Annotated in this window: 20 protein-coding genes; 5 read left to right on the top strand and 15 right to left on the bottom strand. The window is 49.1% G+C overall.

What is annotated here, in order from left to right; genetic code table 11:
• Positions 1–88: 88 nt before the first annotated feature.
• From NST23_RS08905 to rph, 3 genes are read right to left on the bottom strand one after another with little or no spacing between them, the layout of a single operon-like run.
• Positions 89–613 (bottom strand): metallophosphoesterase family protein, encoded by a 525-nt coding sequence (locus tag NST23_RS08905; RefSeq protein ID WP_242772042.1) that lies wholly within the window; start codon positions 611–613, stop codon positions 89–91.
• Between the two features lie 46 nt (positions 614–659).
• On the bottom strand, positions 660–1,244 hold the full coding sequence (locus tag NST23_RS08900; protein ID WP_173597505.1) for an XTP/dITP diphosphatase: 585 nt from the start codon (positions 1,242–1,244) through the stop codon (positions 660–662).
• Between the two features lies 1 nt (position 1,245).
• Complete coding sequence (rph, locus tag NST23_RS08895) at positions 1,246–2,007, bottom strand: ribonuclease PH (protein ID WP_063231181.1); 762 nt, start codon at positions 2,005–2,007, stop codon at positions 1,246–1,248.
• Positions 2,008–2,244: 237 nt separating this feature from the next.
• Here rph and NST23_RS08890 point away from each other — a divergent pair, with 237 nt between their 5' ends.
• Positions 2,245–3,516 carry an MFS transporter gene (locus NST23_RS08890; protein WP_242772044.1) on the top strand — a complete coding sequence of 424 codons (1,272 nt, stop codon included), beginning with the start codon at positions 2,245–2,247 and terminating at the stop codon, positions 3,514–3,516.
• 69 nt (positions 3,517–3,585) lie between these two features.
• On the opposite strand, the gene NST23_RS08885 is transcribed toward NST23_RS08890, so the two are convergent.
• Positions 3,586–4,638 carry a GerMN domain-containing protein gene (locus NST23_RS08885; RefSeq protein ID WP_340963556.1) on the bottom strand — a complete coding sequence of 351 codons (1,053 nt, stop codon included), beginning with the start codon at positions 4,636–4,638 and terminating at the stop codon, positions 3,586–3,588.
• A gap of 103 nt (positions 4,639–4,741) precedes the next feature.
• Positions 4,742–5,554 (bottom strand): glutamate racemase, encoded by an 813-nt coding sequence (gene racE, locus NST23_RS08880; protein WP_063231179.1) that lies wholly within the window; start codon positions 5,552–5,554, stop codon positions 4,742–4,744.
• A gap of 169 nt (positions 5,555–5,723) precedes the next feature.
• Between racE and NST23_RS08875 the strand changes: the two genes are divergently transcribed.
• Entirely contained in the window at positions 5,724–6,773 is a 1,050-nt protein-coding gene (locus tag NST23_RS08875) for a superoxide dismutase (protein ID WP_340963553.1), read from the top strand.
• An 88-nt stretch (positions 6,774–6,861) separates the two neighbouring features.
• On the opposite strand, the gene NST23_RS08870 is transcribed toward NST23_RS08875, so the two are convergent.
• Entirely contained in the window at positions 6,862–7,971 is a 1,110-nt protein-coding gene (locus NST23_RS08870) for a peptidylprolyl isomerase (protein ID WP_242772047.1), read from the bottom strand.
• Positions 7,972–8,220: 249 nt separating this feature from the next.
• Between NST23_RS08870 and NST23_RS08865 the strand changes: the two genes are divergently transcribed.
• Together NST23_RS08865 and NST23_RS08860 are read left to right on the top strand one after the other, a co-directional pair.
• Positions 8,221–8,754 (top strand): RNA polymerase sigma factor, encoded by a 534-nt coding sequence (locus NST23_RS08865; RefSeq protein WP_122964273.1) that lies wholly within the window; start codon positions 8,221–8,223, stop codon positions 8,752–8,754.
• Positions 8,738–9,808, top strand: coding sequence for a hypothetical protein (locus tag NST23_RS08860; RefSeq protein WP_340963551.1), 1,071 nt, complete (start codon positions 8,738–8,740; stop codon positions 9,806–9,808). Before NST23_RS08865 ends, NST23_RS08860 begins: the two co-directional genes overlap by 17 nt.
• A 52-nt stretch (positions 9,809–9,860) precedes the next feature.
• Here the strand turns inward: NST23_RS08860 and NST23_RS08855 are convergent, their stop codons facing one another.
• The 4 genes from NST23_RS08855 to NST23_RS08840 form a co-directional block, all read right to left on the bottom strand.
• Positions 9,861–10,604 carry a suppressor of fused domain protein gene (locus tag NST23_RS08855; protein ID WP_122964275.1) on the bottom strand — a complete coding sequence of 248 codons (744 nt, stop codon included), beginning with the start codon at positions 10,602–10,604 and terminating at the stop codon, positions 9,861–9,863.
• Between the two features lie 111 nt (positions 10,605–10,715).
• Positions 10,716–11,342 carry a hypothetical protein gene (locus NST23_RS08850; RefSeq protein ID WP_122964276.1) on the bottom strand — a complete coding sequence of 209 codons (627 nt, stop codon included), beginning with the start codon at positions 11,340–11,342 and terminating at the stop codon, positions 10,716–10,718.
• Between the two features lie 612 nt (positions 11,343–11,954).
• On the bottom strand, positions 11,955–12,359 hold the full coding sequence (locus NST23_RS08845) for a DUF4279 domain-containing protein (RefSeq protein ID WP_242772050.1): 405 nt from the start codon (positions 12,357–12,359) through the stop codon (positions 11,955–11,957).
• 772 nt (positions 12,360–13,131) lie between these two features.
• Entirely contained in the window at positions 13,132–14,043 is a 912-nt protein-coding gene (locus NST23_RS08840) for a helix-turn-helix transcriptional regulator (RefSeq protein WP_340963549.1), read from the bottom strand.
• Positions 14,044–14,172: 129 nt separating this feature from the next.
• Between NST23_RS08840 and NST23_RS08835 the strand changes: the two genes are divergently transcribed.
• A complete protein-coding gene (locus tag NST23_RS08835) occupies positions 14,173–14,637 on the top strand; it encodes a VOC family protein (RefSeq protein WP_242772053.1) in 465 nt (154 codons plus the stop codon).
• A 118-nt stretch (positions 14,638–14,755) separates the two neighbouring features.
• Here the strand turns inward: NST23_RS08835 and NST23_RS28415 are convergent, their stop codons facing one another.
• The 5 genes from NST23_RS28415 to NST23_RS08810 form a co-directional block, all read right to left on the bottom strand.
• The gene (locus tag NST23_RS28415) at positions 14,756–15,127 is read right to left on the bottom strand and encodes a hypothetical protein (RefSeq protein WP_371736957.1); all 372 of its coding nucleotides are present in this window, start codon (positions 15,125–15,127) and stop codon (positions 14,756–14,758) included.
• 241 nt (positions 15,128–15,368) lie between these two features.
• Positions 15,369–15,860 (bottom strand): hypothetical protein, encoded by a 492-nt coding sequence (locus NST23_RS08825; RefSeq protein WP_173597495.1) that lies wholly within the window; start codon positions 15,858–15,860, stop codon positions 15,369–15,371.
• Positions 15,861–15,948: 88 nt separating this feature from the next.
• The gene (locus tag NST23_RS08820; RefSeq protein WP_173597496.1) at positions 15,949–16,272 is read right to left on the bottom strand and encodes a methyltransferase domain-containing protein; all 324 of its coding nucleotides are present in this window, start codon (positions 16,270–16,272) and stop codon (positions 15,949–15,951) included.
• A 556-nt stretch (positions 16,273–16,828) separates the two neighbouring features.
• The gene (locus NST23_RS08815; RefSeq protein WP_173597497.1) at positions 16,829–17,407 is read right to left on the bottom strand and encodes a hypothetical protein; all 579 of its coding nucleotides are present in this window, start codon (positions 17,405–17,407) and stop codon (positions 16,829–16,831) included.
• Positions 17,408–17,424: 17 nt separating this feature from the next.
• Complete coding sequence (locus tag NST23_RS08810) at positions 17,425–22,851, bottom strand: RHS repeat domain-containing protein (RefSeq protein ID WP_340963546.1); 5,427 nt, start codon at positions 22,849–22,851, stop codon at positions 17,425–17,427.
• Positions 22,852–22,880: the final 29 nt, after the last annotated feature.

Raw genomic sequence — 22,880 nt, 5'->3', positions numbered from 1 at the left:
ATCTTCGCAGGCTCGGATGATAATATTCTAGCCATTATAACCATTCTAGTATAGCATAAATCTTTTATTTTACAAGAAGCCACTCGCTTTAGCGCCGAATCGAATAGCTTCCTCCCAGCTCCCTTACCGGATTGCCCTGATAGTCGTAAAACGCAACTGCCACCTGGACCGTTTGCGGGGTGACTCCTGTCTCCTCGATGATCGCATAGGTCGGCACAGCGAAGCCGCGGGGCATCTGAAGGCTGCCAGGATTTACAAACAAAATATCCCGTTCCACGCCACAGGCCGGGACGTGCGAATGACCGAAAACGACTACATTCGCACCGACTTCCTCTGCCCGGTAGTGCAGGCGAAGCAGCGAGCTTTTTACTCCGAACAGGTGTCCGTGGGTTTGCAGGATGTGGAGATCGCGCCATTTGGTCTGTTGCTCGGTCGGAACCTCTGATGTCGCATCGCAGTTTCCTCTCACCAAAGTCATCCCGGCGAACGGCTCACGCTTGTGATCGACACAAAAATCGCCGCAGTGCAAAATTTTGTCGACAGGGTGTCTCTTGACCACCTGAGCGACTTCTCTGATCAGGCCGTGGCTGTCACTTACGACGAGGATTCCCATCGCACTCACTCTCCCGTGTTGTCTTTCTGTCAGGCTGTACGGCCCGTTATTTCAGCAGCTCCAAAAGCTTCTGCATCGCTTTCGCCCGGTGGCTGATCTGATTTTTTTCTTCCGGCAAAAGCTCTGCCATCTGTTTGTTCAGCTCAGGGATGTAGAAGACCGGATCGTAGCCAAAACCGTTTGCACCTTTTGGCTCGCGCGCGATCATGCCTTCGCAGGCGCCTGTCGCGATGATCGGCTCTTCGCCCGGAATCACCAGCGCCAGCGTGCAGCGAAAACGCGCCGTGCGCTGCTCCATCGGCACACTGTCAAGCTCGGTCAAAAGCTTGCGCCAGTTTTGTTCGTCAGTCGCTTCCTCTCCGGCGTATCTGGCGGAGTAGACGCCTGGACGGCCATCCAGCGCGTCTACTTCCAGTCCGGAATCGTCACCGAGAGCCGGCAGATTCAAGTATGTAGAAATTTCGATTGCCTTTTTCAGGGCATTGGCTTCAAACGTCTCTCCGTCCTCCACCACTTCCGGAACGCCTTCATACTCGGCCAGGCTGATTCCTTCCCAGCCGTACTCGGCAAACAGTCGGTTAAATTCTTTTACTTTCCCTTGGTTGCGCGTCGCAAGCACGACTTTTTTCAGATCAGACATGACTTTCCTCCGCTACCGATTCTGCAAATGTCAGGGGAACATCCGAGAGCGCCTGCTTCTGGTTTTGAATCAGATTGCCGATCCCGATTTTCGCCAAGGCGATCATCTCTTGCAGTTGCTCAGGAGAAAATGGTGCGTCCTCGCCTGTGCCTTGCAGCTCGACGAATTTGCCTTTGCCTGTCATGACAACGTTCATGTCAACCGTTGCAGTCGAGTCTTCCTTGTAGTTCAAATCGAGCACGGTCTCCTCGCCGATCACGCCAACGGATGTCGCCGCCAGAAAATCGTTGAGCGGCAGTTGCTTCCATACGCCGTTCTCCACCAGCTTATGCATGGCATCGACCATCGCCACGTACGCTCCCGTAATGGAAGCTGTGCGCGTCCCTCCGTCCGCCTGGATCACGTCGCAATCCAGCCAGATTGTACGTTCTCCCATCGCTTCGAGATGCACCACCGAACGAAGCGCACGGCCGATCAGCCGCTGGATTTCCATCGTCCGTCCTCCGACTTTTCCTTTGGAAGACTCACGCGCGTTGCGGGTCGCTGTCGCTCGGGGAAGCATGGAATACTCGGCTGTGATCCAGCCCTTCCCGCCGCCACGCATGAAAGGCGGTACCCGATCCTCCAGAGTCGCCGTACAAATCACCTTCGTATCTCCGACTTCGATCAGGCATGATCCTTCTGCGTGTTTAATGTAATTGCGCGTAATCGTTACTGGGCGCAACTGGTCATGGGCACGGCCATCCACTCTCATTCCAAGTTCCTCCTAAATCGCTTTGTTACACTCCGCTCATTATACCAGAGGCACGAAACGATCTGCCACTGCCCAAACCGCTCTGGGCTATTTGCCTCAATTGGCAATTTTCCAATGACTTGCGCGACGGGATGCTTTCTTCCCCCGCGAAGCAAGAAAAAGCGCTTGCGAAAAACAGATGCCTTAAATTAGAATGACACCTAATTAGATATTTAATTAATTAGAGGATGGTGAAAAATGAACTTTCTTTTCTTGTTGAAAAATCCGAACATGCGGCGGCTCGTATCAGCCAATCTGCTCAGCGGAATCGGCGACTGGTTCAACAGCGTCGCGGTTCTCAGCCTGCTTTTGCAAATAACGGGCGAAGCGCTGGCAGTCGGAATTACGCTTGCCCTGCGGACGTTGCCGCACTTGCTGTTCGGGCCGCTGGGCGGATACTTGGCGGATCGTTTTTCCCGCAAATCAGTGATGATCGTTTGCGATCTCGCTCGCGGACTCATCGCGCTCTGTTTTTTATTCGTCGCAAGTGATGCCGACGTATGGCTCGTGTATGCGGGCACTTTTTTGCTCGTCGCGTTTTCTTCGCTCTACAATCCGTCCCGCCTGGCTATTCTCCCCGACATCGTGGACAAAAGCGGGCTTGCTTCCGCCAACGCCCTTGATCAGAGCGTCTTCGGAGTTGTGATGGCGATCGGCTCGCTTGTCGGCGGATTTTTCGTCGCGCTCTGGGGGAGCGAAGTGGCTTTTTGGTTCAATTCGCTGTCGTTTTTCGTCTCCGCTCTCCTTTTGCAGCGGTTGACTGTCGCTACTACGACCGACGGCACGACTGCACCCGCCAAGCAGCGACAAGTGGAATCGCAGGCAACAGACAGCGCTTCCTACAAAAAAGCTTGGCAACAGATCAAAGCAACTCCGGTTGTGCTCGTGATTTTGTTGCTGACAGCGCTGTGGCCGATTGGCGGCGGCTTGATCAATGTGCTGATTTCCGTCTACGCCTATCAAGTATTCGCTGCGGGGCAATGGGGCATCGGGCTTTTGTACGGGGCAATCGGGGTAGGTTTCATCGCTGGCGGGATCGTAGCCCAGCAGTTCCAGCGGCATACGCGGGCGATCGCTTCGGTCAGCTTCGCTTTCGAAGGATTTTTCGTCCTGCTGACGAGCGTGTCGCCGTCGATTTTTGTCACAGCCGCCTGCTACGCTTGCTCGACTGTAGCAGGCGGAATGGGGAATGCCAGCCTGAACACCTTGCTGATGAAGTACGTCAAACCTGATTATTTGGGCCGGGTCTTCGCTCTGGAAGCCACGCTCTCAAACGTCCTGCTCGGCCTGTCCATGCTCGCTGGCGGCTGGATTTTGACTTTTGCCGATCCGCGGATTGTCGGTTTTGCCGCTGGGGCGTTCGTCACCACTTGCTCGATTTGTCTCGGCCTTCTGATCTGGCGAGCGGCACGAACGGCCGAGATGGCTGAAACGGCTGACGACCAGCCAGTGCCATCCCGCAGCATATAGCCGTGAACTGTCGTGCAAAAGAAAAAACCACGCTCGAAAACTGGCGGGCGTGGCATTGCGCTGGTTGATTTAAAAAGCGAGCGGGTTGAGCTGCAACGGCCGGGATACCGGCTTGGTGAAATCTCCGCTGGCAAGCGGTTTGCCCTCGACGAGAAGCTGCACCTGCTTGGCTCCGGTCGAATCGGTCAAGGAAAGCACAAGGGATTGCAGCGCCTCGGGACTGGCTTCCTTGCCATCGTCGTATTTGAGAATATCGCTGCTCAAATTGACGGTGACCAAGTCTTTTTCCTGCTTCACGTCCAGTACGCGGGTCGTTCTGAGCAGCGAGCTGAATAGCTGCGAGCCTTGCTTCGGCCCCTTGATCAGCTCTTCCACTGTCGCCTTGGCGATGTCGGCTGTCTCTGGAACGAGTCGCGTGACGGGAACGTAATACGTACGGGTGTCATTCAGTTGCCCCTGGAAGTACACGGTGACCGCTGACGTGTTGCCCGGCACGGCTCCGTCTGCCAGCTCCAGATTCACCCCATGATTGCGGTCCAGCTGCGTAATCGGCGTACTTGCTGTCGGCATCTCGGTCAACGGTGTTCCGTTCACCCAGATTTGCACCGTTTTGACATTGGGAAATTCCGTCAACGCCCGCGTCACAGCGTCGAGAATTTTTTTCTCGTCCTGTTCCTCATACGCTTTGAACTCTTTGGAAAAGTCCACCGTCGCCACGCCGTCTTTGATTACGAGTCCTTTCACTTCTGTCCCGGTTGGCAGCACAGCCGTGAACCCTCCTTGCAGCAAGCTTTCCACAGGGCCGCCTTTGACCATGTAGTTCAAGACTTGCTTGGCAGGTCCCTCCGATTTGGGAATCGTCAAGGACACGGGCACGACATAGCCGTTTGCATCGAGCAAATAAACGGTCTTCTCGTTTGTCTCTTGAACTGCCTGCTCTTTTCCTTGCACCGCGACATCCGGTGACACGGTGCCATTTGGCTGATTGGCCGACACCTGTGACTGTGGCGGTGCGTCGATACTGCTCGTTTCCTGTTCCGGGCCAAAAAGACCGCAGCCCGACAAAAGCACGGCGCTTACCCCCAGGACAGCCGTCATTTTGCCTATGTGTCGCATCTTCATTTCCCCAGCCTCCTCCAGACACTTTGTACTACCATGTATACGAGCAGGGCTTGGGTTTATGCGTTGAAAGTTTGTCTGGCAAAATGGACGGCCTTCCGCCGTTTTAAGGCTGCACGGATTTTTCCAGCGTGTGGTGAATGACGTCCACCTTGCTGCCCAGCCATTCCTCCGCAATCAGCCGGAAACGCTCTGTCTCGCCGCTTGTGACAAACAGATGCTGTACTTGTTCCAGCTTCTTGCCAGCTTCTGTGGAGACGATTTGCAGCGACAGCTCACGGGCGGTTTCCTCCGCTGAGTTGATCAGCCGGACGCCATCCCCCATGACTTCCTGGATCACGGGCGCAAGCAACGGATAGTGCGTACAGCCGAGAATCAACGTATCCAGATTCTCGCCCTGCAACGACGCCAGTGATTCTTTGACGACTTGGCGTGCTTCTTCCGAGCTTGCCTGATGGCTTTCCACCAATGGCACAAACGCAGGACAAGCCTTTCCCACCACGTATAAATCCGGCTCCGCCCGCAGCAGAGCGCGCTCATACGCCTTCGTGCGAATCGTCGTCTCCGTACCGATCACTCCGACCCGTCCATTTTTCGTCACTGAAACGGCAGCACGCGCTCCCGGCTCAATCACCCCGATTACCGGCAGCGGCAAATAAGAGATCGCTTCTTCCAAAACGACAGCAGTTGCTGTATTGCAAGCAATCACCAGCGCTTTAAGCGGTGTGGTCATTACATAATCAATCATTTGAAAACTGTATGTCCGAATCTCTTCCGGGGACTTGGAGCCGTACGGGCACCGCGCGTTGTCTCCTACGTATATGATCCTTTCTTCGGGCAGTTGACGCATGATCTCTTTGGCTACAGTCAACCCTCCCACTCCTGAATCAATGACAGCAATCGCTCCATCTCTACTCATGCAAATGTGTCTCCCCTGTTGAAATGAATATAGTACAGCATACCACTCAAACATTTGTGCTACTACCATATGCTGAGTTTAATTTTCTTGTACTCCGCGAATGTCGCACCTTCTCTGGGCTGCGTTCATAATCTGTGGGAGAGATGCGCCCATGTGAGGAGGAATGTTTGTGGAGGAGCAAGCCAAGCAACTGCTGGATTGGAGTCAGTGGGGCCGTCAGTGGATCGACCATCTGCGAAAACAGAAACCAATAAACCGCGAGCTGGAACGGCATCTGCACAAATTCGAAGAGTCTTTTACGAAAATAGGAAGACAGGCTTCGCGCCTGGATAAGTTGGCTGCCGAGGAGACATTGCCGACGTTAATTGCGCGGGCCGAACAAGTTCAGGAGCAATTCCACCACTTTTTGCGACTGGCGCAACTGACCGAAGAGGAGCAGCAAGACGACGCCACCACCGCCATCGTTCCCGTTCAAGAAGATTTCCCCGAAACTCAGTTGGTCCACACAGCAACTCTCGCAGAGGTCGATCCTGTCGGCGCCCCCATGCCCGTGTCGTATCCAACAGCCCGGGAACCTGTTCGCGCAACCCGCCCTGTCGCTGCCGGACGCCACACTCTGCCCCCGCTGCCATACGCGCACAACGCTCTTGAGCCATACATCGATGAACATACGATGCGCATTCACCACGAAAAGCTGCATCAAAAATATGTCGACGACCTGAACACGGCGGAGAAAAAACTGGTCGAAGCCCGGCAAAGCGGCAACTACGATCTGGTTCGCCACTGGGAACGCGAGCTGGCTTTCAATGGGGCTGGCCATTATTTGCATACCATTTTCTGGCCGTCCATGAGTCCAGAGGGCGGTGGTGCTCCTACGGGAGAGCTGGCCGAAGCGATCCAGCGGTATTTCGGGTCTTTTGGCGCATTCCAGCAGCAATTTTCCCAGGCCGCTGTCAAAGTGGAAGGCCCTGGCTGGGCGATCCTCGTCTGGTCTCCCCGGGCGCACCACCTGGAAATACTGACGGCGGAAAAACACCAAAATCTCGCCCAATGGGATGCGATTCCGCTCCTCGTTCTGGACGTCTGGGAACACGCGTACTTCCTGTCTTATCAAAACCAGCGCGACAAATACGTGGAAAACTGGTGGAACATCGTCCATTGGCCCTATGTCCAGGAGCGTTTTCAGCAAGCGCGCAAGCTGCGCTGGGAGCCGTTTTGAGCCATTTTCCCCGCAAAAAAACCCCCTGTTCTCCCAAGACGTCGGGATGAAAGGGGGTATAAGGCTTCTGGGTCCTGTTTCCTGTTCGTTACGGATTGTAAATGACGAACTCGATCTTTTTCACCTTGACCGGATTTGTGAGCGGCTTGGCGTTTTCATCGGTTTTTTGGGCGGCAATCTTGTCTACGACTTCCATCCCCTCAAACACTTGACCAAAAACGGTATGACGGTTGTCCAGGTACGCCCGCCCGCCAATTTCCTTGTACTTGGCTTCTGCATTCAGCGGGAGCGCGGACAGATCGAGGTACTCCTGATCTACATTCGGACTTTGGACGATATAAAAATGCGTGCTGTTCGTGTTCGGTCCTGCGTTGCCCATGGACAGCGCCCCGCGGAAGTTGAACAAGTCGCGGTTGAACTCATCTGCAAAATCTTTGCCGTAAATGCTCGGCAGCTCCTTGCCATCCGGGCCAGTAAGCTCTCCCGCCTGAATCATGAAGTCGTTGATGACGCGGTGGAAAATCATGTTGTTGTAGACGCCTTTTTTGGCGAGCCCCTTGAAGTTCTCGACCGCTTTCGGAGCTTTGTCCGGGAACAGCCTCAGCTTGATCACTCCCGCATCGGTAGTCATGACGACGATTTCTTCCCCTTTGCGCGGCTTTTCAAGCTGAAACAGCTTCACGTTGGAGACGTCGATGCCTGTATCCTGCCACACCATGCCCCACGCCTGCCAGACGGCCCCGTCTTTGTTGCCGCGTTTGACGAGGCCGATCAAATCTGTTTTTTCGATTGCCTTATTGTCCGCTGTGTACCCGATATATTTAAATTTCACAATGGAACGATAGCTGTTGTAAGCGTCCTCTTTTTCCACGGTGTACAGCTTTTGCGGCACCGCTTCCACCACTTCAATCTTCTGGAACTGGGCCAACGTTTTTACATACTCCTGCATCGCATAGTAATTCAGGGAGTCTTTTGCCAACAGCTTGTCCAGCTCGGCCGGATTGGTGCGATGCTTCACCAAAGCCTGGGCGAAATCCGCCACTTCCTGCTTGTCTCCACCATGCGGGCGAAATTGGTGTGTCTGGACTTCTGTTCGATAATTATGAGTGGTGCTCGCAGCTGCTTGTTGGACAGCAACCGGACTGAACAGTGGGATAGCCATACTTGCGACTACCAGGAAGGAAACAAGCTTTTTCAATAGATTCGCCCCCTAAATGTGCTTTTGAAAATATTTCCATGAAGGTAGTATAGCGTAAAGCTTGTCTGGAAGGTAGTTGTTTTTGGAATATTTCTACTTTTCATCCGCCACTCTTGCTCTCGCCGGGAGCAAGTTTTTCTGGCTGAAGCATTTGACTGCTCCTTTTGAAAGGTTCATATTTTTATTCGGACAAGTGAAAGATTGCCAAGCCTTTATTCGTCTTTACAGGGACAAGGAGGTGAAACCCTTTTGAATCAAGATACTGGCTCGCGAATCGAGCAATGGTTTCATTTATACAGCCAAGATGTCTATCGGTTTCTCGTCTATTACACCGGGCGAAAAGATATCGACGATCTGGTTCAAGAGACCTTTATTCGTGCCCTGAGAGCAGCACAGCAAACAGAGATCGAGAATCCAAAAACGTGGCTGTTTGCCATTGCGCGAAACGTAGCCATTGATGAAAAGCGCCGAGCCAAGCTGATCAACTGGCTGCCGGATGTGTTTTTGCAGCATCTCGTTTCGCGCGATAAAACACCCGAGGAGTCACTGGAGTTAAGCGAAAACAAGCGCATGCTGTACGAGCTGATCAATCAGTTGAAGCGTTCGTATCGGGACGTTTTGATCCTGCGCGGAATCAAGGGATTATCGAGCAAGGAGACGGCGGAGGTTTTGGGCTGGACGGAAGCCAAGGTCAATCTCACGTTACACAGAGCGATGAAGGCGATTCAAAACAAAATGCATGTTTCGATTGCGGAGGTGATGCACGATGCCATCACAAGATGAGCAGATCATCCTGGAGGAATTGAACCAATTCCCGCAGCAAAGCCTTTCCCGGGAACGCAGCCAGGCGATCTTGGAAGGTGTACGAAAAGAAGGAGGCAAACTGCAAAAAGTGAACAAACGAAAAGCGTATTACGGCTGGATGGCCAAAGGACTGATCACCTGCGGCTTGTTGCTCGGCTTTTTCTGGCTGAAACCATTTGCTGTTCCGGCAGAAACAACGAGTCAGGCAGCTTTGACTCCTGAGGAGCAAACGTATTTTGCCGCTGCCCAAAAAGCCGTACAAGCAGCGAGCGGCATTCAGAAAACCTTTCCTTTTGACGAGATCGAAAAAGACGCGGAATACACGATTGTCCGGGCAAAAGATTACCAAGCCATCGTAACGTTCAAGCCTGGCACGACAGAAGTTCGCAGTGTTGCCGCTGAATTTGCCACAAACGAACTGATCCCGCCCTATCAAAAATATGTAGAAACGGCGCAGAACGCCTTCAAGGAGGCTTCCCAGCAGGTTGCCCTCCAGAAAAGCTGGTTTTTTAAAGGCATGGGCGAACACTATTTTTCCTTCGAGCTTGCGGGCAATCAGCACGTCCAAGTCGATTTTGCCACAAACAAAGTCGCTGGTTTCGCATTGAATTACAACCCAAAAGACGTGGATCAAAAGGCAATCTCCATCGCGCAAACAGCCTTGACGCGCCTCTCCCACGAAAAACAGTTTGCCTTTACCGAAGCCAAAAAAAGGAAAGAGACGGGCGAAGCTACTTGGCAGCTCGACAACAAACAAGCGAACTATGCGGTGACAGTCGGAGCAACGACAGGTCAAGTGTACAAGGTGGACTATGTAACAGATATGTACAAAATCAAAGCACTGGATGAAGTCATTCCTGTTACCAAGCCGCTCATTCAAGACATTTTTGGCATGGACATCAGCGGATATACAGCGCACGGCGGCAAAGATTGGGGCGGCTACGTGCTGAGAAGCCCAGGGAAACCAAGCTTTTCCATCCACCTTTACAATTTGGACGTCGGCAATATTTACAGCATCCGCATGGAAAAATAACAAAGAAAGCTGCCGACTTGACTCAGGTCATGGTCAGCAGCTTTTTCGCACTTTACTTGCACGTATTTTTTCTGTTCGGATTTAAAATGAGCGCCTCATCGCCCAGTTCAAACAATTTGTCCAGCAAGGCATCCATGCCGTGCTCCAGCTTGTAGTCCATCTCTTCTTTATACAGTGGAAGCAAGAAGTAGGCGTGAATCTGCGTTCCGTCCTTGGCAGAAATGACGCTGAGTTCCTCGGAGAGCTGGAACATAATGACACCATTCAGTCCAGTCCCATCCGCATACGGCTCGTATTCCGCATAATTCGGAATCGTATGTCCGTAACCGAGCCACGTATTGTACTGGTGCGGAAAACGCGCCATCTGCTTCATCAGCCGGATCGGCCAGTACAGATTTTCATCCTTCAGCGACTCTTCCGTCAGCTCCCAGGAGGCTGGCAAAAATATCATCACTTCCGCCCGATCGATCACTTCCTCCATCTGCTCCTGCACTTCATCCGGAATCGTCATCGGCAAATCGCTCATCCCGTTTGTGTACAGCACCCAGAATGGCTCTTCTTCTGTCGGGCTCATGACATTGACATCAATATGGATGGTATCGGAAATGATCTCATGGAAAACGCTGCTCTCTCTCCCGGCAAAAACCGTTTGAAAGTGGTTCACGACATCGTCTACATATTTCATCGGAGCCGGCGGTTCAAAGCCAGCTTGCTGGTTGTAGGTATAAATCGCAGTGCCGTCCTTTGCTTTTTCGTCAGTTTCCACGCCGCCAAACAATTTCTTGAAAAAGTTCATGGTGGTGCCTCGCTTTCTTGGACTTTGGATTTTTTATCCTTTTATTACATCGGTTGTTTTGGATGGGGGATAGAGGTTAAAATTTGAATCGCTCTCATTCAGGACATGCTATTAGCCTATTTTTACTGATGTTTTCTCTTGTATATGAATTTCAAACTTTTCATTTGGAATAGGAAAGCTCTCGGTTGTATGCAGGATGTATATATTTGCGTCGTTTGTTGGCTCAAGCTTAATAAAGCGGGGCACTTCACCCCAAGATATTCCTTGAATCTTGGTTAACGGTAGGTCTACAGCGATTCTAAGTTCCTCCCGTGTATTCGCATTTTTTAAATACAAGCGAGCTGAGCCATTTTGCTGAAACAAATTAATAAGTTCTAAACAGTACATATAGCGCTGATCTGAGGTTTGCTGGATGGAATCCGTCTCTAGTTTCTCTGTTAACCATCCGCTCGTCTCTACGTTTTTATACAAATGTGGAGTCAGTACAAGCATGGCAGTCATGATCATGAAAACCCCAATGACCTCCCACCACCTAGACGGACTCCACTTTTTCAATAATAGAAAACTAGAAACGACTATCAATAAAATGGAGGGTATACCTAGATACACAAGTATTACTGTGGAAATTAAGTCTATACCCCGTTGAAAATTTGCAGTCGACCCCAGTACAAACCAGATCACACCTGATAAATTAACGAGTATAGTGATGACCCACATTACTTTCAACCACAGTCGCACTGGGTGTTCCCCCTCTTGTTTTTAATGGAATCTGGTAGTATCGCCTCATGGTTTGAATTAGTAACCCTAGTATGGAGCTCTTCTGAATTTACACTGGAAGTAGGTTCATTATTATAATTTGGGGTAAAGATGTTGTTTTGTTCTTCGCAAGCTGTGCAGATAACTAGGGCTACAAGGAGTATGATAACAGATGTAATAGTCCTTCCTCTAAAAATCACTTACTGACTTCCCTGATCGTTGATATCGAAGCGAGCGATCCAGTGCCTTGCCAGAAACTTTTTCGTCCCAAACGATCTGTTTAGAAATTCGATATGCGGCAGTAGCTGCCTTGCGTAGTATCTAGGTTAATCACAGTCTTTTTTACCCATTCGTACAGGTACACACTATAGCTTTTTGGCAACGAATTTTGTTCAAATAAGTGCGACAAGCAACTGATGCTACCCCTAAACATTGTGATGCTCTGTGCTGGACTACATTCTATTTCTCAATGGTATGCTCATACAATAGGAAACAAAAAAGATGACCTCTATAATTAAGTAAGAAGCCATCTCTTTAAACAATATAAACTGAGCATAATTTACACGAAATTACTGAAATACCTTCGTGAACTACTTATGAGTAGATGTACAAATCAAAGTCAAATTCTGCTTTTATTTCATGCGCAAATGCTATTATATCACTATCTAAATATATAGCAGGTGTTTGATTTTCCTCAATTTTAATAACGATACAAAATTTGATTTCGAGGTTGTTCTCTACCTGCAACTCTTTAAGATCATTTTTTTTGGGCCTTATTTTTTCAATAACATCTCTAAGTTGAATATTAACATCAAGAGACTCTTGATATCCCGTATTAATTGACCAGCAAGTCTCCTTTCTCACAGCTTTTCTATGCTTTGCTTGATCGCCTTTATAATAGATTTCATTTGGTTTAATTTCCAATCTCTCTGCAATAAAGTCTGGGTTAAACTGGTCTCCAGTTAGAGTAAACTCTACCATTACGCTAGTCTTATTCATTCTTCCACTCCCTAATTATCAATAAATTCCTCAGTAGGTATACCATTGCCTAACCCTCTCTTTTCAAAAAATACTTTGACCAGTTTAAGTGTTGCTAATCCAAAAATCTTCTAAAGTCTTTATTGTCCAAGACTTAGTAGTCTGCGAGTGCTTCCAGTGCAGGCTTGTAGTTCTCAATACTCGTAACGGTATTAATGGCTTTTTCATAACTGGCAGGATCAGTAAAAGTGCCCCATCCTTCCTTAAACGTTATATTTCCCGTAGGGTCAATGAACATAATTGGATTATTCTCCACATACGTCTACCGATTCAAACTAAGCGAATTATCCACTTGCCCTTTATACGTATCCTCCATGATAAGGCGGAAGATGGAAAGAGAAACGTGACAACAGTTCTGCTGCAACCATCTTTACGGTGAAAAGAGGCCCACATTTGCTTTCTGCCTGACTAAGCAGTTCTTCCAGCAGCTTTAAGCGCTCTTTGATTTGCGCTTGCTCTGCTGTAAAATCTCGTAACAGCGCCACATAATGCTGATCTGTAATTCGCCCCAATGCATTGCTTGCGCTGAATCGTTTGCAGTTCGCTCTCCCGCTTGGTCAGCTTGTCCCGTTCCTTGAGAGCTGCCCCCCATTCTTTCTCTTGTTGCTTCTGGCTTACGTCGACCAGCATCTCCACAAAAGAGCTTTTCCTCGGCTGTCCGCGCATGGCGCTGAATGTCCGCCAATAGCATTTCATAAATATCTACATAGCTGATGTAATGGAAGATACAATATTACGAGTAGGCGTCCTTCATGGCAGCTAAAAATGCTTTGAATTGTTCGACATACGACGAAGGCTCCATGATCCTCACGTCCGTACCAAAACCGGCTAAAAAGCGAAAACCGTCCTCGTTTTGAGGAATGCTGATCGAGGCAATCAGGTATTCCGGATCAGAGGCATCCATGCATTTTCGTCCATAGCGCTCAATGAATTGTTCCTTCACGCGGGGAGAGATCCGTGCTTTAATCGCAACAAGCGGGCTTTGATAATCAAGTTCCGTTATGTGGTTCTCGCTATCGTCTCTAGGCACAAATCGGGCCTCTTCCATCCTGAACCGGTCTGTCCTGGACAGCTTGAAGGTTCGAAAAGTCTGGCGCTCCAAACAGAACCCTCTGAGATACCAGCTTCTTTCACTAAAATGAAGGCGATGCGGTTCCACCCTTCGGTGCGTGGCAATCCCCTTGCGATCCAGATAGTCGAAGGCAACCAGCCTGTTTTGTACAATGGCTTGCTGGCATCCGTTCAAGACGGGGAGAAGATCCGAGCGTCCTTCCCAATCGTAAAAGGAGAGTTGAATCATGCTATTGCGAGATGCGGTGCCGACCATGGACGCGATCTTTTGAATAGTGGCTTCTACTTCTTTGCTCACCATCAGCTGCCCCAGCCCGTTCAGCGCCGTCAACACATTTTCCAGATCCGTTTGATTCAAAAGACGCTTGTCCAATTTGTACGTATTCATTATCGCATAGCCGCCATGAACCCCGTGAACCGCATAGATCGGAATGTTGGAAAGTCCCAGCGTTTCCATGTCGCGCAGAATGGTTCTTTTGCTGACGCCAAACAGGCTGGCGAAGGCTCCCGCCGACATGACCTCTTTTTGCAACAAAATCATTACAATCGAAATCAGCCGCTCCACTTTGTTCATTTAAAGCCTCCCGTTTGCCTTGCGCTCAACAATGAAATTTCTTTTTAACGCAATACGAATAAGCGACACATAAGATGTCACCTATTATAGCTTAATATGTAGCTAGAACAAGGAGGAGGTATTCATTTTATGGCGGCAGTTGTGTATATGAATTTCGATGGGGTTGCAGAGCAAGCCATTGCGTTTTATGCAGAGGCTTTGAGCGCAAGTGAAGTGAAAGCAGTGAAGTTCAAGGATATTCCTCAAGACCCGAACTACCCGTTGCCGGAAAATGAGTTGAACTTGATTATGGAGTCGTCTATAGCCTTCGAAGGTGGAAAAATCATGATGTCGGATGTCCTGCCTTCGATGAAGAAGGTAACGGGGGAAGTCGTTCAAGGCAATAACATGCTGATTACGCTCGTTATGGACGACAAATCAAAACTGCAGAAATACTTCACCGCTTTGTCCGTTGGCGGCCATGTGATCATGCCATTAGGCAATATGCCTTGGTCATCGTGTTTCGGGATGCTGGTTGACAAATTCGGGGTAGCCTGGAAGTTCAACAGCGACGCGGATATTTTCCTGGACAGGGTAATTGCAGACAAGCGGTAAAATCATTCAAAAAAATGGTCTTGCTACCGAAGAGAAGACCATTTTTTTATTTTCCCGCTAAGAACGGGAATCGTTTGTTTGTTCACCTTCTCCATCAATTTACAATAAATTTTTAGTTTTATATTGCTTCCCCAGAGGAATTACATCCCCTAGGTTCGTTACTCTTGTACAATGCAGCAATCATGTCTGGATTTACGAAGTCTTTTAATCCCCACCACATATACTCTAGCTTGTTGCCATTCATGACTTTGTTTACGCCGAACCGTGCACAGATCTCATAATACTGCTCTTTTCCGAGTTGACCATCACGTTCTAGCAGTTGTTTTCCCATCCAGATCATCCCGCTACGTTGAATCGTTTTCACTCGTAAATTGTCCAAACCAAAGTATTCTTCTAATGCATGTAATCTCTCATAAATCAGATGAGGACTGACTTGTTTCCTATGAACATTTCTTGTCTTGGCTGGCCTGATTACATAGCCTGTTTCAATTAATTCACTTGTTTCTTTGAGATGATCTCAATGGTGACGCCTGCAAGGCGCATTTCAATTGCTTTCATTTTAATTTCTATGGGATAACTAACTCTAGTTGCCAACACAAAAACACCTCCAAGGTTGTCCCCCTACTTACGACATGGGCGTGTTCTCTTGAAGGTGTTTTGATTTGTCTCACGTTACGGGGTCAGTCCCAGTAGTTGGTTACTCGTTTGGGGTGTTACGCTTTTTGCGTAGATTAGTCTCTATTCCCCTTGTACGTATATTTCTCTGGATTTCTTACATAGTCGCTAGTTAATACACAATTATTTGTTTCAAATGACACTGTCACTTTTCCAGTTGCGTTAATACCTAATTGAGAATAACCTCTTGGCCAGTCTAATACTCCCCCTAGATGATATTGATACTCTTCAAAACCTAGAGGCTTCCCCCAGCTTTTTGTTAACGTTAAATATTTCTCATTTTTGATTTTAATGAAATCATCTTCATTTGTTTGGTATAACGAAACCTCTATTAGACCCGATGTCACTCCTTCAAAGCTGATAGTCGCAATTCCTGATACATAGTAATCTTTTGTCTGTTGTGTTTCTATAAATGAAAGACCCCATACTTCGATTGCTATTGATTCGGGTAATTCTCTATGACCGTGGAAAAATAATGTCGCTTCTGTAAAATCTACTTGATCAAATAGCTTACCAGTAACATCAAGGACGTTTCTAATTTTACTCACCCATTTCTTAGTCAAAATGTAATTTATACAGTGTAATCTGTTTTAATGTATCTGATTTGATTGGTTGACCATTAGTTTGAAAACTAGTTCATAAACCTTCAACTGGTTTACCTTTATATAACAATCCAAAACCCGCACTACTAAGTTCTTGCTCTGATGCGTTAAATACATTCTTAAAATACTTGTTATTATAGGTACCCACAATAGTAAATGTGCCCCCTTCTTTTAAGATTCTGAATGCATCAGATGTTAACGGGTTATATTCAAAAGGGCTAACAGACACAATTGCATCAAAAGAAGCGTTCTCAAAAGGTAATTTATTTGCATCTGCAATAACGTTTACTCCTTTGCCTGCTTTTATGTCCACATTAATTGCTTCAATAATTGGGTTATTACCTAATTCTAAATTCATTAGTTTATCTGAAAGCCCTATCTCGTTGAGCGATGGTTACTGATAGTTGAATATCTCCATTCTGTCTTAAAAGGTTTTCACTGTACCGCTTTTTTTGTCTCAGGTGTAAAGCCGAGTCTTGAATTCAGTTCTCCATGATGCATAAAACAGCAGAGATGACTTCTGGTATAGAGGCGTACCGCCCGATTCATTCGACACTGGGTGTGGGTAAAAAGATGACCTTGAGGATTGCTGCCCCCAAGGTCTTTGTAATCAGTTATTCTGTTTTTAGCTTTGCTATTGCTTCATCAAGTGTTTCGTATTGAATATTATCATACTCCCAATTTAAATGACGATTAATGGCCTTTGCCACTTCATCCCAGTGACATTTTAGTTACTACCTAGATTTGCTACTCCTTTCATTACCAGTGGATATTAAAAAAGAGGACCCCTGATGAATTCAAGAGTCATCTCATAGCTGCTTAAATTTTCAACAAGCTTATTTAAAATCCTATTTATTTCTTGGGTAACAATTCATGTTGCTCGAATGAAGTTTTGAAGTATCTAGTACAGAATATTAAATATCATTTTTCCATATTTCAAAGAGATTAAACAAGAGATTAGAATCTTTACTACCTCTCATAGATTTAAGCAATTGGTTATAAACAATTGCCCTTGGATCCATTTCCATGCTTTTGAAACCCACCAATACAGGACGATTTACATAAGCGAGAGATTTAGGCTTTCCTATAAAACCCCATTTTAATTGTTTGAAATTTTTGGTAAACACTTCAGCAAAATAGATAGCAATATCCATTGCAATTGCTAACGTTTCGGTACTAGGCTTTTCTTTACCCGCTTCAATTGTTTCTCTTAACCATTCAGGAGCATTTTTTACTTCAGTTTCAATTTCTTCACTTGTTTTTATTGTTGTTTTAATTAATGGAATAAACCAAGCCCATATTAGCTTTAATGACTCTGGTGAAAAATCCAATTCTTCTTTTTTTCCCCCATTAGTATCATAATAACTCGCCAATTGGTTTATTCGATTAGAAATTTCACTAATATACCAATCAAAGTGCTGTTGAGCTTCTTTTTTATTCATTTCTTGAAAAGATTTCATTATAAAATGTGGTTCCATTAAAGAATATTTCATTATTAACAACTCCTTCTTTAGGGATGAATAGTGTACTTTATGCCATTTTGAGTAAGAAAATCCAGTAATTGTTGCGACGCTCCACTTTTACCAGTTATTTCACTTTTAAAGAAATGCCATTCTACAGAATCGACAGTACCTTTCTTCAATAACTCAACATCTTTTAATACTTGCTTTTTATTAAAAGCTGTAAGTGTTTTATAGCCTACTTTAGATTCATAGGCAATACCATCCTTTAAAACATCTACATATCTTGCCCCTAGTGAGGTTTTAAAATAAACGGGTTTAGCATTCCCACCGACTAGTTTGGCTAAATAAAGCTCCCCAGCTCTTCCACTATTGAATGCAACACTTTTAACTACTGTTTTAGCTGTAGAAACTAAAAGCCCTCGAGCTAAGCCACCTCCTACACTAACATACGTGAGCGGATCTTCCAATCCTTCTAATTCTCTGGCGCTACCGACATAATTTTCTCTTAATCCACCTACATTAGGAATTCCATTTATTCCTTCTACCGTAAATATTTCGTCATAATATTCGTAATCGATTTCCTTGCTTCCATGAACCCTTCTGATCCCCTGCTTGTCATAATAATAGTACGTACCTGGGGTACCATCCCCAACAATAGTCTCCGTATGCCCAGAAGAGTCAATGAATCGTAATGGATTATTACTTACATACGTATACCGATTCAACGAAAGCGGATTATCCACTTGCCCCTTATACGTATCCTCCGAAATAAACCTCCCCATCTTCGGATCATAGTACCGCGCCCGCAGGTAGTAAAAACCGCTCTCCTTGTCGTACATTTCCCCCGCATACGCAAACGGGTTGGGCATCGTTTCCTTGACCTTGTCCGCGAGCAGGTTGCCCCAGATGTCGTACTCATACGTATTCAGGACGTTGCCGCTTGGCCCCTTGATCTTCACGACATCGCCGTGGCTATTGTAGTAGTAAGTGCCTTCCTGGTTCGTCGTGTAGTCTTTGCGCCAGATCAGTTGGTTGCCGAAGACGTTGCGGGCTTTGACCCGGCCATCTTGGGTCAATTCCTCAATCACTTGTCCGTTCAGGTACACGTAGTGGGTGGTGTCGGTTACGGTTCCGGTTTGCTGTTTGGTGGCACGCAGGCCGCCCGGGTAGTACGTGTAGGTCGTGGTTCCTTTGTCGTCTTTGTATTCGGTCAGGCGGTTGAACAAGTCGTGTTTCAGTTCGTACGAGCGCGTCGAGTCTGCTGGTGCGTTGGCATACGCTTGGCGGTTGCCGCGGCGGTCGTAGGCGTATTGACGGGTGTTGCCCTGGATGGTCTCTTCCTTGATCCGGGACAGCTTGTCGTAGGCGAATGTGCCGTAGGTGGTTCCTCCGCGCTTTTGACTCGTGATGTTGCCAAACAGATCGTAGCCGTTCGTCTCGCTCCAGCCATCGGCGTGATTGATTCCAGTAATTTCGGCAAAGGAGCTCATCGTTTTCTGCATCGCGTTCGGTTGGCCGGGGTACGAAACGGTGTTGGTTTCGCCGCTGCTCTTGATGTCGTACGTGTAGGTCGTGGTGCCGACGCTTGGGATGGTCACGCTGCTCAGGCGGTCGGCGCTGTCGTAGCTGTAATCGACCCGCATGGAAGGGGCCGAGCCGGATACCGCGCTGCGAGACGGGTAAATCAGGGCGTCGATGGCATCGTCCTGATCGGTGTGTACGAGCTGGTAGTCTTTTCCCATCATCGTTTGGTTGTTCAGGCGGTGGAACTCGTCGTAGCTGTAGCGGACGGTTTGGCCGTAGTTATTGGTTTCCGTCAAAAGCAAGCCAGCGAGCGGATCGTAGGTGCGTTCTTCGTAGAAGCCATTGCCGGCGGACACTTTCGTCATTTCGTAAAACGGCGAGTATTGGTAATTGAACAGGACGCCGTTTTTGTCCTGGAAGGTTTTGACCGAGCCGTTTTTGTCGTAGGTGTACTGCTCGGCTTTGGTTTCCGGGTTCTTTTCGGATAGTTTCCAGGACAGCGTGTTATACGTGTACACGGCGGAGGTCGTGCCATTTTCGACGACGGTGACGAGGTTGCCGAGTCCGTCGTAGCCGTATTCGTTGACGTTGTTCTCCGGGTCGCGCAGGTAGACGAGCTGGCCGTTGGCATCGTAGCGCAAGGTCCAGCGTTGGGAGGTGCTGCCGTCGGTTACTTCTTTGTCTGTCACTTTTCCGAAACGGTCTGTCTGGATATTCGTGACACGGCGCTTTCCGTCTTGTTGTGTCGTTTCCTCGGTGCTCTCTACCCGACCGTACAAATCGCGGTAGGTGGTGACGATGTAGCCGTTTGGTGCCACGGTTTGTTCGGTCAGGCGCGGCAAGTAGCTGCTGCCGTCGCGGTAGGCGTTGTTGCGATGGGAGCGGGTCGTTCCGAGAGCGTTCGTCGTTTGGTAAACAAAGCCGTCCCAGTCGTAGGCATAAGAGGTGCTCTTGGCCTGGTTTCCGTAGGGAATCGTGCGGCTGACCTGCAAACCGTCTGGCGTAAACTCGTTTTCCACGAGCGGACGTGTGCCGCCGTTTTTCCCTTTTTGCTCCTGGTAGGCGATATCGCCATACGGGGTGTAGTACGTAATAACCCGCGACGAGTCTGGCAAGGTTCGTTCGACCACCCCTGGCCCTGCCGTCTTGGTGCCCGTGGCATCGCCATCGCGGTACGTGTACGAAATCGTGCGCGTTGATCCCTGGTTCCGATAGCTCTCGGAAAGGAGACGACCCAGCGTGTCGTAGTCGTAGGTGACTTTGCCCCCGTCCGGGTACGTTTGGCTTTTGACCTGGCTTTGTTCATCGATGTCTAGCGTAAAATTCAGGACGTCGGTCTTGCCACTTTCCAGCTCGACCCCGGCCACCGTGATTTGCGTTGGCTGCAAGCCGTAGGCGTCGTAGGCGGGAAACGTTTGCGTTCTCGTCTTGCCGCCGAAGTTTTCCGTGACCGAGTAAAGCTGCTTGTTCGTGTATTCGTAGGTGCGCTCTGTCGTCTGGCTTTTGTACCCCGCCAGATTCGCTGGATACGAGTGGATCTCGGTTTCTTTTCGCAGCAAATACTGATCGTTGTACTCGTAGGACAAGTTGGAATAATATGGATCGCTGGAAGCGGCGGTGGCTTGCGTCCGCGTCGCCTTCAGCAAGGAAAAGGTGCGGAATCTCCCTTGGCTTTCCAGATCGTACGTCCATGTCGTCAAGATGCCGTCTGGCGCCAGTTGTTTGACCAGATGCCCGTACTCGTTGTATTCGTAGTACGTCTCTTGCGCGTAGTTGTTGAGTTTGGCGGCGTACGCGGCACGCTTGGACAGAACGGGTTCTTTTAAATAGGACGAAAACACATCCGGGTCGGACACGGAGACGGGTTCCAGAAATACGTACTGGTAGGTCGGCTTCGTCTGGCGGCCGGAATAGGCATAGGTGGTATACGTTGTCGGGTTGTACGATACGGCATATTTCGCCCCCGCAATCGACGTTCCTCCCTGGCTGATTCCGGTCGTCTTCGCGCTTCGCAGCAGCGGCGTTCCGTCTGCGTTGATGCGGTAAAACAGAGAGCGGGTGTAGCGGGACGGCTCCGTTTCCGTGACCTGGAACGTATCGCCATGCCGATCGGCCATGTTTTTCAGCCGGGGCAGCTGCTCTTTCGGCATTTTCCATATTTCGTAAAAGGTGTCGTTGTCGGCATAGCTTTTTTCCAAACGGTACGTGTTCGTGCCTTTTGGCGTTTGCAGAGCGTAGCTGTACGTGACCTTGTTCACGGGATGATAGGAGATGTAGCTTAGGGCGTAACGGTCTTGGAACATGCGCACCAGTCCGTCTTTGATCGACGTCTGATCGAGTGTGTATGGCCGATACTCATACTGGATCGACAGCCCTTGCAGCGGGTAGCTGGCCTCCTGCATGAGCAAATAGTCGAATTCCTTCCGCGTCTTTTTGTCTTCGGCCCAATATTTCGGCGACTCCTGGAGCGCCTGATCCGTTGCGACCTTGTCCAACGTGTACTTTTTGTTCAGGTTGAAATAGGCCATTCCTTTGGTGCGCGGGTTATGGTACGAGTAGCGGGCGGTGGTGTAGGCGCCGTTTCCTTTGCCGCCTGGCGGGAGCACCTCTACACGAGTGAGCTGGGTGTAGATGGCCAAGCCCGATTTTTGTTCCAAATGGTAGCGGATGTGCTTGAGCACCGTCGTTTCCGATTTGTCCTTGTAGACGATCAGGTCTTGGGTCTGGTCGTTGACGCCCCTTCTTTTCAGGACCACATACCGCCCGACGCTGTCCTCGATGGAGATGAGCTCGCCGTCACTACTGACCGTGTACGTGATTTTATCGCCGTAGATGTTCGATTTGACGATCGTCCCTCTCAGCAAGTCAAACTCGTAAATCCAGTTGCGGAAGGACAAGGTGTAGTTGCTGTTCAGTCGCTCCACGGAGAAGCTGGCATCTTTGTACGGGTAATTGACAAACTGGTTGTAGTGGTATTCGAGCGACGTTCCGTCTTCGAGCGTAATAAAATAACGGTTGCCCGCCGGCAGATCGTAGACCCGGGTGGTGTAGATTTCTTGCCCCGGGTTGCGGGAATCGTCGCTCACGGAGGCGGAGTGCTCGCGGGAGACGATCTCCAATTTCGGCACGTTGAAGTCCCAGCCGGTCGCAAATCGTTCCGGAGAGGAATGGGCTTCGTTGCCTGTCTCGGTTTCGTTCCAGCCGGGCACGCTAATTTTGCTGCCCAGAGAATGGTAGCGGCGTTGCAGGACCACGTCCAGGCCATGTTTGCCTTGCAGGTACACATCCTGCTCGACCAGATTGGCCGCCCGGTACACGTCGTCTACCGATGATTCGGTCTTGGAGCGGGCGAAGTGAAACTCTTGCTCTTTTTCCGTGTACTGCGTAGGCGGAAGCGGCGTCGCTGCCTGGATGTCCATCGTTTCCGCGAGCTTGCGGATTTCCGCCATTTTCGCCGGGATAAGCGGTGTGAGCTTTTGGAGCCATTGCTGCTGGTCCGACGTCACCGATTGATAACGGGAAAGAAGGTCCGTGTCGGTGAAGGCTTTGGCTTGCGCGCGCTCTTCTTCGGTGAGGAGTTGTTCCAGATCCGAGTAGAAATAGGCGGCAAATGTCAATAGCTCCCGGTCAAACGTGCGGTGGATTTCGCTGGCGGTGGAAGCGTCCAGTTGTGTCCAGGGCAGCTTGGCGATATCCGCTTCGGTAAAGGTGGTCGGATCGCTTTTCGCGGCTTGTTGTTCGATCGGAACAAGTTGCTCGTCCGCGATGGACTGCTGGAGTTCGTTGGCCACGGCTTCCGGTGTGGATGCGGTGGTTGGTGTGTCCTGCGCTTCCTGTGGGAGCGGCTCTTGGGACGGTTCGTTGGCCAGGGCTGCTCCTGGTGGCAGCAGGGTGATGCATAGGGCCAGGCAGAGAAGGTAGATGAGTGCTTTTATGGAAAGGTGTTTCATAGGGCCTCCATCATGGGTAGTAGTCCCCC

The sequence above is a fragment of the Brevibacillus sp. FSL K6-0770 genome, from assembly GCF_038000275.1.
Taxonomy (GTDB): Bacteria; Bacillota; Bacilli; order Brevibacillales; family Brevibacillaceae; genus Brevibacillus; species Brevibacillus parabrevis.
Note: the sequence above shows the minus strand (reverse complement) of the source record. Positions and strands in the feature narration are given on the sequence as shown.